10 protein-coding genes are annotated in these 11,167 nt (G+C 71.1%); 9 read left to right on the forward strand and 1 reads right to left on the reverse strand.

Annotated features, from left to right (window positions below):
- Nucleotides 1–23: 23 nt before the first annotated feature.
- The 5 genes from AB0G20_RS37380 to AB0G20_RS37400 are packed head-to-tail and all read left to right on the forward strand — an operon-like array spanning nt 24 to nt 6,783.
- Nucleotides 24–851 (forward strand): hypothetical protein, encoded by an 828-nt coding sequence (locus AB0G20_RS37380; protein WP_361310759.1) that lies wholly within the window; start codon nt 24–26, stop codon nt 849–851.
- Nucleotides 841–2,175, forward strand: coding sequence for a hypothetical protein (locus AB0G20_RS37385; protein WP_361310762.1), 1,335 nt, complete (start codon nt 841–843; stop codon nt 2,173–2,175). Before AB0G20_RS37380 ends, AB0G20_RS37385 begins: the two co-directional genes overlap by 11 nt.
- The gene (locus AB0G20_RS37390) at nt 2,172–3,728 is read left to right on the forward strand and encodes an SCO6880 family protein (RefSeq protein ID WP_361310765.1); all 1,557 of its coding nucleotides are present in this window, start codon (nt 2,172–2,174) and stop codon (nt 3,726–3,728) included. The genes AB0G20_RS37385 and AB0G20_RS37390 overlap by 4 nt, the downstream gene beginning before the upstream one ends.
- Nucleotides 3,729–3,734: 6 nt before the next feature.
- Nucleotides 3,735–5,144: an ATP-binding protein gene (locus tag AB0G20_RS37395; protein ID WP_361310767.1), complete on the forward strand. Its 1,410-nt coding sequence runs from the start codon at nt 3,735–3,737 to the stop codon at nt 5,142–5,144.
- Nucleotides 5,145–5,160: 16 nt separating this feature from the next.
- Nucleotides 5,161–6,783: a type VI secretion protein gene (locus AB0G20_RS37400; protein WP_361310769.1), complete on the forward strand. Its 1,623-nt coding sequence runs from the start codon at nt 5,161–5,163 to the stop codon at nt 6,781–6,783.
- 22 nt (nt 6,784–6,805) lie between these two features.
- Here AB0G20_RS37400 and AB0G20_RS37405 read toward each other — a convergent pair whose 3' ends face one another.
- Nucleotides 6,806–7,348, reverse strand: a complete 543-nt coding sequence (locus AB0G20_RS37405; protein WP_361310771.1) for a GNAT family N-acetyltransferase — start codon at nt 7,346–7,348, stop codon at nt 6,806–6,808.
- 92 nt (nt 7,349–7,440) lie between these two features.
- On the opposite strand from AB0G20_RS37405, the gene AB0G20_RS37410 reads away from it, so the two are divergent.
- Genes AB0G20_RS37410 through AB0G20_RS37425 form a run of 4 tightly spaced genes read left to right on the forward strand, consistent with a single transcriptional unit; the run spans nt 7,441 to nt 11,073 of the window.
- On the forward strand, nt 7,441–8,361 hold the full coding sequence (locus tag AB0G20_RS37410) for an ABC transporter ATP-binding protein (RefSeq protein WP_361310773.1): 921 nt from the start codon (nt 7,441–7,443) through the stop codon (nt 8,359–8,361).
- Nucleotides 8,358–9,137 carry an ABC transporter permease gene (locus AB0G20_RS37415; RefSeq protein WP_361310776.1) on the forward strand — a complete coding sequence of 260 codons (780 nt, stop codon included), beginning with the start codon at nt 8,358–8,360 and terminating at the stop codon, nt 9,135–9,137. The genes AB0G20_RS37410 and AB0G20_RS37415 overlap by 4 nt, the downstream gene beginning before the upstream one ends.
- A gap of 23 nt (nt 9,138–9,160) precedes the next feature.
- The gene (locus tag AB0G20_RS37420) at nt 9,161–10,405 is read left to right on the forward strand and encodes a histidine kinase (protein ID WP_361310790.1); all 1,245 of its coding nucleotides are present in this window, start codon (nt 9,161–9,163) and stop codon (nt 10,403–10,405) included.
- Nucleotides 10,402–11,073, forward strand: a complete 672-nt coding sequence (locus AB0G20_RS37425; protein WP_361310779.1) for a response regulator transcription factor — start codon at nt 10,402–10,404, stop codon at nt 11,071–11,073. Before AB0G20_RS37420 ends, AB0G20_RS37425 begins: the two co-directional genes overlap by 4 nt.
- The last annotated feature ends 94 nt before the right edge of the window (nt 11,074–11,167 follow it).

Below are 11,167 nucleotides of genomic sequence, written 5' to 3' on the forward strand. Positions count from 1 at the left end.
GACGGCGAGGGGGCGTACGCGGCATGAGTCTCGGTGACGACCACGAGTCTTCCGGCGGCTACGCCGGAACGGGCCAGACCCGCACCCGCCTGCCCGACTCCGGCGACGCCTTCGGCGACCCCCGCCGCCGCGGGTCGTCCCGCAGCCTGGTCACCGTGGTCGGCGTGGTGGTCCTCCTGATCGCAGCCATCGCCTTCGCGAACCGGGGGGACGGCGACGCGTCCTCTTCCACGAACGGCTCCTCCGCCAAGCCCGAGTCAGCGGCGACGGCCCCCTCCGGCCAACGCCCCGTCAAGACCAAGTCGGGCACCGGCATCCCCTCGGGCTTCGCCCAGGACCAGGAGGGGGCGGAGAGCGCCGCGGCGAACTACGCCGTCGTCCTCGTCTCGGCCGACATCCTCAAGCCCGCGCGGCGGCCCGAGATCGTCCGTCAGGTGTTCGACGCCGGCAAGGTCTCCGAGCTGGAGAGAAACCTCGACCGGGTCTACAGCAAGGCCTTCCTGGAGAAGGTGGGCCTGGACGAGAACGGCGAAGCGCCCAAGGGCAGCACCTACGTCTCCCGCACGATGCCGGTCGGCACCAAGGTCACCGACTACTCGGGCAGCACCGCCACCGTCGAGGTCTGGTGCACGGGCGTGTTCGGCATGACGGGGGAGAGCTCACAGAACCCGGTCACCAACGACTGGTTCACCATGGCCCTGCAACTGCGCTGGACCGACGGCGACTGGAAGGTCGACAGCTTCTCCCAGAAGGAAGGCCCCGCGCCGGTCAACGGCGACAACAAGGTGTCGACGTCGGACGACATCTCCAAGGCCGTCGAGGAGTTCGGAGGGTTCACGTATGCCCGGTAGCCCGCGCCGCGCAGTGAAGGTCGCCGCAACCCTCACCGCCGTACAGACCGCCGTGGTCCTGTTCGCGACCCGGGCGGTGGCCGCTCCCACGCCGTCGCCCAGTCCCAGCCCCAGCAACGACAACTGCTCCCTGCTCTCCGGCAGGGCCCGGGAGATCTGCGAAGGCGACACCGGGAGCGGCAGCGGCAGCGGTACCTCCCGGCTCGACCCCACCTCCACCCTCGACCCCCTCTCCTCCCTCGCCAAGGGCTGTGCCGACGCCGCCTCCTGGACCGTCGACAAGCTCAGCGAAGCCGTGAAGGAGACCGCGAACGTCGACTTCACGAACCCCAAGTTCCTCCAGCAGTACGCCGTCGTCTTCGCCGCGTCGACCGTCCTCACGCTCCTGCTCTGGCTCCTGGCCGTGGCCAAGCGAGCCGTCCGCGGCGTCCCCCTGGCCACCGCCCTCTCGGAAGCCATCGGCTTCCTCTGGCTCACCGTCCTGGCCTCCGCCTTCACCCCCCTGATCCTCTACACCGTCGTCTCCGCGACCGACGGCATCACCGAGGTCCTCGCCAAAGCCACCGGCGACCAGACCGACGCGTTCTTCGGCACGTTCTCCGAGGCCCTCAAGAAGGGCGAGGACATCGGCGGCGGCCCGATCATGCTGATCGTCGTCTCCCTGGTCAGCATCCTCGCCGCCGGCGTCCTCTGGCTGGAGCTCGTCATCCGCGCCGCCCTGCTCTACGTCGGCGCCCTCCTCGGCACCGTCGTCTACGCCGGCCTCGTCGACAAGAACCTGTGGGGCCACGTCCGCCGCTGGGCGGGCATCATGATCGCGGTCATCCTCATCAAGCCGGTCATCGTCATCGTCCTCGGCCTCGCCGGCGCACTCTCCGCCGACGACGGGCCGAACGCCTTCTCCGCCGTCGTCTCCGGGCTCGCCATCATCCTGCTCGCCATCTTCGCCAGTGCGATGATCTACCGTTTCGTCCCCGGCTTCGGCGACGAGATCGCCGGCTCCCGCAACAACCGCCTCATGCAGGGCGCCGAGAGCAAGGCCGCCGCGGTCATCAGCTCCCCGGCCACCCTGGTCGCGCAGGGCATCAAGACCCACAGCTCCCGTGCCGACAACAACGGCGGAGGCAGCCAGTCCTCCGCCCCCCGCCCGAGCAACCCCGCCTCCGGCGGAGTCGCCGCGCACAGCGCGCGCGCCTCGAACGGCGGCGGCGGATCTGTCCCCTCCGCCGCACCCGCCCCCCGTTCGAGCAGCCCCGTCAACACTCCCCACGCCAGCAACACCCGCAACAGCAGTACCAACCGCACGGGAGGTGAAGGGCGTTGACGACCGAGTCCCACGTGTCCCATCCGGTCACGCCCCGCCGGACATATCTGATCGGCCGCGCCCGGCCGAACGCGATCATCGGCCGCAACCGCGAGACCGGCGAGATCGCCCTGATCGTCGTGGGCGCGTTCCTCGGCATGATGTGCGGGCTCCTCGTCCCGGTGCTGTCGCTGCGCATCGTGCTGCTCGCCGGGTTCCCGATGCTGGCGCTGGCCGCGGTGTACGTGCCGTACAAGCACCGCACGTTCTACAAGTGGTTCGAGATCAACCGCAGCTACAAGCGGACCCTGAAGCAGGGCACCGCCTACCGCTCCGCCGTCATCGAGGCAGGCACCCGGCTCGACGGCCGCGAGGTGGAGATCGGCCCGCCCCCCGGCATCGGCCGCATCACCTGGCTGGCCGCCCCCTTCGGCCCCGACGAGATCGCCGTGCTCCTGCACGCCGACCGCAAGACCGTCACCGCCGCCATCGAGATCGAGGGCCCCGGCGTCGGCCTGCGCGACAGCGAGGACCAGGAGGCCCTCGTCGACCGCTTCGGCACACTGCTCAAGCACGTGGCCAACGGCGACGGCTTCGTCACCCGCATCCAGATGCTGGCCCGCACCCTCCCGGCCGACCCGGACGCCCACGCCAAGGACGTCTCCGTCCGCGGTGACGAGAAGGCCCTGCCCTGGCTCCAGGACTCCTACGACCAGCTTCAGTCGATGGTGTCCACCAGCAGCGAGCAGCACCGCGCCTACCTCGTCGCCTGCATGCACTACACGCGCGACCTCGCCGCCGAGGCCAACGCCATGGCCCGCGCCGCCCGCGCCCACGGCGGCAAGGTCGACCGGGACGCCGGACTCGCCGTCGTCATGGCCCGCGAGCTCACCGACATCTGCTCGCGCCTGCAGGAGGCCGACATCCGCGTCCGGCAGCCGCTCGGTCAGGGACGGCTGGCCTCGCTGATCCACTCCATGTACGACCCGGACCACCCGATCGACCACATCCAGGCGATGACGAAGCGCAACGCCTGGCCGGCCGAGCTGGACGCCATGGAGCCCACCTACCTCCAGGCCAAGACCCGCGAGTCCTCCACCCGCGCCCCCTGGTGCCACGCGACGGCCTGGGTGAAGGAGTGGCCGATGACCCCCGTCGGCGTCAACTTCCTCGCCCCGCTCCTCGTCCACACCCCGGACGTCATCCGCACGGTCGCCGTCACGATGGACCTCGAACCCACCGAGGTCGCCATCGAGCGCATGCTGACGGAGAAGACCAACGACGAGGCCGAGGCCTCCCGCGCCGCCAAGATGAACCGCACCGTCGACCCGCGCGACGTCGCCGCGAACTCCCGGCTCGACCAGCGTGGCGAGGACCTCGCCAGCGGCGCGGCCGGCGTCAACCTCGTCGGCTACATCACCGTCTCTTCCCGCAACCCCGACGCACTCGCCCGCGACAAGCGCACGATAAGGGCCTCGGCAGGAAAGTCGTACCTGAAGCTGGAGTGGTGCGACCGCGAGCACCACCGCGCCTTCGTGAACACCCTTCCCTTCGCCACCGGCATTCGGAGGTAGGACCTGATGCGGGACCCGCTGTCCGTCCTCACCGACGCCTTCACCTCCTTCCTCTTCGGGAAGGTCGAGACGACCCGGCTCCCGGTGCGCACGTCCACGGGCCAGGCCCAGGCGGTCTATCTCCCGACCGCCGCCCCCGGCCTCGGCGACTCCGGCGTCATCATCGGCCGCGAGGTGTACTCCGGAAAGGGCTACATCTACGACCCCTTCCAGCTCTACGGCCAGCAGCTCCCCGCCCCCCACTGGCTGGTCCTCGGCGAGTCCGGCAACGGCAAGTCGGCGCTGGAGAAGACGTACGTCCTGCGCCAGCTCCGCTTCCGCGACCGCCAGGTCGTCGTCCTGGACGCCCAGGGCGAGGACGGCGTCGGCGAGTGGAACCTCATCGCGCAGGAGCTGGGGATAACTCCCATCCGGCTGGACCCGATGGCGGCCCTGGACATGGGGATCCGCCTGAACCCGCTCGACCCCGCGATCACGACCACGGGCCAGCTGGCGCTGCTCCGCACGATCATCGAGGTCGCCCTGGGCCACGGCCTGGACGAACGCTCCGGCTTCGCCCTCAAGGTCGCCCACGCCTACGTCAACGAGACCATCGTCGACCGCCAGCCTGTCCTGACCGACATCGTCGAGCAGCTGCGTCACCCTGAGCCCGAGTCGGCCGAGGCGATGAACGTCGCCATAGACGACGTACGGGCCTGGGGCCTCGACGTCGCCCTGGTCCTGGACCGTCTCGTCGACGGTGACCTGCGCGGCATGTTCGACGGCCCCACCACGGTCGGCATCGACCTCGACGCCCCGCTCATCGTCTTCGACCTGTCCCACATCGACCGCAACTCCATCGCCATGCCCATTCTCATGGCGATCGTCGGCGTGTGGCTGGAGCACACCTGGATCCGCCCCGACCGGGTGAAGCGCATCTTCCTGGTCGAGGAGGCCTGGCACATCATCAACAGCCCCTTCGTCGCCCAGCTGTTCCAGCGCCTGCTGAAGTTCGGCCGACGCCTGGGCCTGTCGTTCGTGGCGGTGGTCCACCACCTGTCGGACGTCGTGGACGGCGCCGCCGCGAAGGAAGCGGCCGCGATCCTGAAGATGGCGTCGACGAGAACGATCTACGCCCAGAAGGCGGACGAAGCACGGGCCACCGGACGCGTCCTGGGCCTCCCGCGCTGGGCGGTGGAGATCATCCCGACCCTCACCCCCGGCATCGCCGTCTGGGACGTCAACGGCAACGTCCAGGTCGTCAAACACCTGGTCACGGAGACCGAACGCCCCTTGGTCTTCACCGACCGCGCGATGACCCAGTCCTCCGCCGACCTCGCGGACGACGCCCTGCACGCCGCCGAACTCGAGGCGGAGGAACGGGCCGCGGCCTTCGTGGAGCACCACCTGGGCGACTCCGAATCGACGGTGGCGTAGGCACAGGGGAGGACGCGTGAGACCGGACGACCGCCACACCCAGCGGGACGGCCAGGGAGGCATCCCCGACGGCCTGCTGGTCGGCATACTCGCGTTCCTCCTCGGCATGACCCTGCTGGTGTGGACGGCCACCGGCCTCGCCGCCTGGTTCGCCCACGGCTCCTGGCCGTCCGGCGTCACCTTCGCGCGTACGCCGCTGGCCATGCGCGGCCTCATCGCCCAGCCCCACGACATCCCCGGCGCCTGGCCCGACACACCCCCCGGCGAACTCTCCGGCTACGGCCTGTTCTGGGGCCTGTTCTTCGGCCAGCTGATGATCCTGGTCGTCCTGACGGTGTTCGTGATGGGCACGCTGGCCCGGTGGCGGGCGGTTCGGGCGAGGAACCGGGAGCAAAGGGCGACGGCGGCGCAGGACGCGGCGGTGTCCAGGGCACCGGACCGGGGAACCACCGCGTACGAGGCGCACGCCCCCGTGCAGCACGAGGTCCCGACCCCGACGCAACACGAGGTCCCGTCCCCGGCACAGCGCCACGGCCCCACCTCGACGCAACACGAGGCCCCGAGCCCGGCACAGCACGAGGTCCCGACCCCTCGCCGCTCACCCGTCGATCCCACGAGCCCCCTGGATCCCCCAGCAAGCCCGGGCGGCTCCCCCCACCCGGCGACCTTCCCCGCGACCCCGGCATCTCCGTTCGGGCAGGAACGAGTGGGCGGATGGGAAAAGATCTTCGTGGCCCCGCGGGAAACCCGCCAAGCCACCGCAACCCAGGCGGTACGCGACGCGGAGGGCCCCGCCCTCGTCGTCACCTCGAACCCCGCCCTCTGGCAGGAAACCAAGGACGCCAGAGCCAAACTGGGCCCCACCCACCTCTACGACCCCACCCACCTCTGCGACACCCCGTCCCGCCTCCACTGGTCCCCCACCGCCGGCTGCGAGGACAAGGCGACGGCAACCACGAGAGCCACCGCCCTCCTCACTCCCGTCCGCCCCACCGCCAAACTCGACCAAGCCCTCAGCGACACAGCCGAGATACTCCTGCGGAGCTACCTGCACGCCGCAGCGATCGACGGCCGCACCATCCGCCACGTCCACCGCTGGTCCCAGGGCACCCAGATCCAGGACGCCGTACGCATCCTCCGTACGAACCCCAAGGCCGCCCCCGGCTCCGCGGGCGAACTCGAAGGCGCCCTCACGGCCCACCCGGAACGCCGCGACATGGCCCAGCAGTTGACCACCCGCGCCCTCGCGGCCCTCTCCACGGTCAATATCCGCGAGGCCTGCACTCCCAACCGAACTGATGCCCTCGCCTTGGATTCCTTCGTCCACGAAGGGGGCACGCTTTATGTGGTGGGGGAATCCATCGAGGACCCCAGGACGAACCCGGGCGCGATGCCCTTCCTGACGGCCCTCGTCTCCAGCGTGGTCGAGCGCGGCCGGCACATGGCCGAACGGTCATCGGCCGGTCGCCTCGACCCACCAATGACGCTCGTCCTGGACGACGTCGCGGCCGTGGCCCCGCTTCCCCACCTCCCGGAGCTGCTGGCCACCGGAGCGGACCGGGGCATGCCGACCCTGGCCCTGCTCCGGTCCCGCGAACAGGGCCGCGCCCGCTGGCCGCACGACGAACTGCCGGTCTGACCGGCCCCCCGGCCGAAGACGCTCACTCCCGCTCGAGGACGAACTCCAACTCCAGCTCCCCGGCGTCCCCCAGCGGCACCGTCACCCCGCTCGGCAGGAACCCCACCCGACGGTAGAACCGCTGCGCCCGCCCGTTCTCCTCGTGCACGATGAGCCGCACCCGCTCCAGACCCTGCCCCCACGACCACTCCAGGGCCGCGTCGAACAGCACCTCGGTCAGCCCGCTCCCGCGCTCCTCGGGCCGTACGAACACGCCGACCAGATGCCCCTGCTTCCGCTCCACCGGAAACCCGGCCCAGTCGGTCGTCCCGGGCTCCTCCACGAGCACGGTCAGCGTCCCCACCCACCGCCCGTCCGGCCCCTCGGCGATGATCTGCTGCTTCGTGTCCGCCCCTTCGGCGGCACCGGCCGTCCGCTCCTGCCAGAAGGAGTCCGGCTGGGCCACGGACTCCTCGTACGTCTCCAGGAAGGCCAGGTGCGCCACCGGATCCCGCAGCGCCGCGAGCCGCAACTCCTTCGCCGCGGGCCACTCATCAGCACGGACGGACCGGATCACATAGCTCATGCGGCCACGGTAGTACCCGGGTACGACGCCCCTCACCCCGATTACCCCGCCGGTCCGACGCCCACCGCCCCCGCACGCACGAGCATCGAAGCATGCTGACGGCACACGAACTCACCAAACGCTACGGCGACCGGACGGTCGTCACGGACCTGTCCTTCACCGTCCGCCCCGGCACCGTCACCGGCTTCCTCGGCCCGAACGGCGCCGGCAAGTCCACGACCATGCGCATGCTCCTCGGCCTCGACGCCCCCACCCGCGGCCACGCCACCGTGGCCGGCCGCTCCTACTCCCGCCACCCCGCGCCCCTCACCGAGGTCGGCGCCCTGCTGGAGGCCCGCTCGGTCCACCCCGGCCGCACCGCCTACCACCACCTGCGCGCCCTCGCCCACACCCACGGCATCCCCCGCACCCGGGTCGAGGAGGTCCTCGGCCTCACCGGTCTGACCGACGTGGCCCACCGCCGCGTCAAGGGCTTCTCCCTCGGCATGGGACAGCGCCTCGGCATCGCCGCGGCCCTCCTCGGCGACCCGGCCACGCTCATCCTCGACGAGCCGGTCAACGGCCTCGACCCGGAGGGCGTCCTGTGGATCCGCAACCTGCTCAAGTCCCTCGCCGCTCAGGGCCGCACGGTCCTCGTCTCCTCGCACCTGATGAGCGAGATGGCCCTCACCGCCGAGCACCTGGTCATCATCGGCCGCGGCCGCCTCCTCGCCGACACCACGGTCACCGACTTCGTCCACCACTCCGGCGCGGGCACCACCAAGGTCGTCACCCCGGAGGCCACCACCCTCGTACGCCTCCTCACCGCCCCCGGCGTCGACATCACCACCGACACCCCCGGCACCCTCCAGGTGCGCGGCACGGACGCCGAACACATCGGCCGCACGGCGGCCGCCCACGGCATCCCCCTCTTCGAACTGACCCCCTCCGCCGCATCCCTGGAGGAGGCCTTCATGGACCTCACCCGCGACGCGGTGGAGTACCCGGCGACCCTGCAAGGAGCAGCGGCATGACCACGGCGACCCTGCCCTACCGCGTGACCCCGGCCCGCGTCCTGCGCTCCGAGTGGCACAAGTTCTGGACCCTGCGCTCCACCTGGATCACCCTCGTCGTCACCAGCGCCCTCACCGTCGCCATGGGCGCGGGCCTCGGCGCCGCCTACGACGGCTCCGGCGAAGGCGGCATGGACACCGTCATGTTCGTCCTCCTCGGCACCCAGTTCGCCACGATCAACCTCGGCGTACTGGGCATCCTGGCCACCGCCGGCGAGTACTCCACCGGCCAGATCCGCGCCACGATGACCGCGGTCCCCCGCCGCCTGCCCGTCCTGTGGTCCAAGGCCGCCGTCCTGACCGCGGTCGCACTCCCCCTCACCCTGGCGACGAACCTCCTCACCTTCCCCCTCGCCCAGTCGTTCCTCGCCGGCACGGACCTGTCCGCCTCCTTCGGCGACCCCGGCGTCCTGCGCGCCCTCGTGGGCAACGCGGCGGGCCTCACCCTCCTCGCCGTCCTCGCCCTCGGCATCGGCGCCCTGCTCCGCTCGGTCCCCATGGCCATCGGCGCCTTCATCGGCCTCGTCATGATCCTCCCGGAGATCCTGGCCATGCTTCCGTACGCCTTCGTCGACGACGCCGTCCGCTACTTCCCCGGCAAGGCCCTCGAAGCCCTCACCACCGCCCAGCCCCTGCCCGGCGCGGCCTCCCCGGGCGCCGCCCTGCTGGCCATGTTCCTGTGGACTGCGGCCCTCCTCACGACGGCCGCGGTGGCCCTGCGCCGCAAAGACGTATGACGACCCGTGTCGCATCCCGCACGATGGACCCCGTGACGGAAGACCGGGCGCCGGAGCCCCTCACCGAGTACGCCCAGCGCCTCACCCACAAGGTGCGCGCCTTCGACCGACGCCACCCACTGCTGTGGGACCTGCACTTCACCGGCTTCTGGGTCACAGCCGCCCTGATCGACTACGCCGGCGGCGGCTGGCGCAACAACGCCCACCACCTCGACGTCCCCGGCTGGCTCCTCCTCACCCTGAGCCTCGGCCTCTCGGCCCCCCTGCTCCGGCGCCGCACCCACCCCGGCACGGTCCTGGCCGCCATGGCCCCCTTCGCCCTCGTCAACGCCTGGACCGGCGCCGCCCTCCAGGCAGCCCTGCTCCAACTGGTCCTCGTCTACCACCTCGCCCTGCGCCGCCCCCTGCGCAACCTGTGGTGGGCGACGGCCCTGGTGCTCACCCCGGTCCTCGTGTCGGTCCTCCGCCACGGCGAGGGCACCTGGGACCAGCAGATCGGCTCGCAGCTGATGTCCATCACCGTGGCCGCCCTCATCGGCGCCACCGTCCGCACCCGCCGCGACTACACCAAGGCCCTGGAGGACCGCGCCCGCCGCCTGGAGACCGAGCGCGACCAGCAGGCCCAACTCGCCACCGCCGCCGAACGCGCCCGCATCGCCCGCGAGATGCACGACATCATCGGCCACAACCTCTCCGTCATCACCGGCCTCGCCGACGGCGGCCGATACGCGGCCACCAAGTCCCCCGAACGCGCCGCCCAGGCCCTCGACGCCATCGCCACCACCAGCCGCCAGGCCCTCACCGAACTCCGCCGCCTCCTCGACGTCCTGCGCGAGGAAGAGAAGCAGCAGCCCGACCTGACCCCCCAGCCCGGCCTCACCGACCTCGACCAGCTCCTCGACGGCGTGCGCTCCGCAGGCCTGCCCGTCAGCACCACCACCCACGGCAGCCCCACGCTCGCCCCGGGCCGCGAACTCACCGTCTACCGCGTCATCCAGGAAGCCCTCACCAACACCCTCAAGCACGGCGGCCCCGACGCCACCGCGGAGATAGAGCTCTCCTACGAGGAGCAGGCCGCCGTCACCGTCACGATCACGGACACCGGCACCGGCGGCCGCGCCGACGGGACTTCCCGGGGCGGCCGCGGACTACCCGGAATGCGCGAGCGAACCGCCCTGTACGGCGGCACACTTGAGGCCGGCCCTCGCCCCGACCCGGAGCAGGGCTGGCGTGTCCGTCTTCATCTCCCGGAGGAATCCCCGCAGTGACCACGGTCCTCATCGCCGACGACCAGCCCCTTCAGCGCTTCGGCTCCCGCATGCTGCTGGAGAGCCAGGACGACATGACGGTCGTGGGCGAGGCGGCGAACGGCAGCGAAGCGGTCCGCATGGCGGCCGAGCTCCACCCGGATGTCGTCCTCATGGACATCCGCATGCCGGGCCTCGACGGTATCGAGGCGACCCGCCGCATCACCGCCGCCGGCGACCGCACCCGCATCCTGATCGTCACCACCTTCGACCTGGACGAGTACGCCTACGCCGGCCTCCGCGCGGGCGCCTCCGGCTTCCTCGTCAAGGACGCCCAGCCCGAGGAACTCCTCGCCGGCATCCGCGCGGTGGCCACCGGCGACGCGGTCGTCGCACCCAGCCTGACCCGCCGCCTCCTGGACGCCTACGTCCACCACCTCCCGGCCGGCCCCACCACGCAGGACGGCACACAGGAGGACGCCCGCCTCGCTTCCCTCACCGACCGGGAACGCGAGATCCTCACGGTCATCGGCCAGGGCTGGACGAATTCGGAGATAGCCACGCGTCTCCACCTGGCCGAGTCGACGGTGAAGACCCACGTGGGCCGTATCCTCGCGAAGACCGGTTCCCGCGACCGCATTCAGGCGGTGATTCTGGCGTACGACACAAAGCTGGTGCAGCCGTCCTAAAACGCAGAAAACCCCCGCATCCGAAGATGCGGGGGTTTTCTCAACAATTGTTCGGCGGCGTCCTACTCTCCCACAGGGTCCCCCCTGCAGTACC

The sequence above is a fragment of the Streptomyces sp. NPDC024017 genome, from assembly GCF_040638895.1.
Classification (GTDB): domain Bacteria; phylum Actinomycetota; class Actinomycetes; order Streptomycetales; family Streptomycetaceae; genus Streptomyces.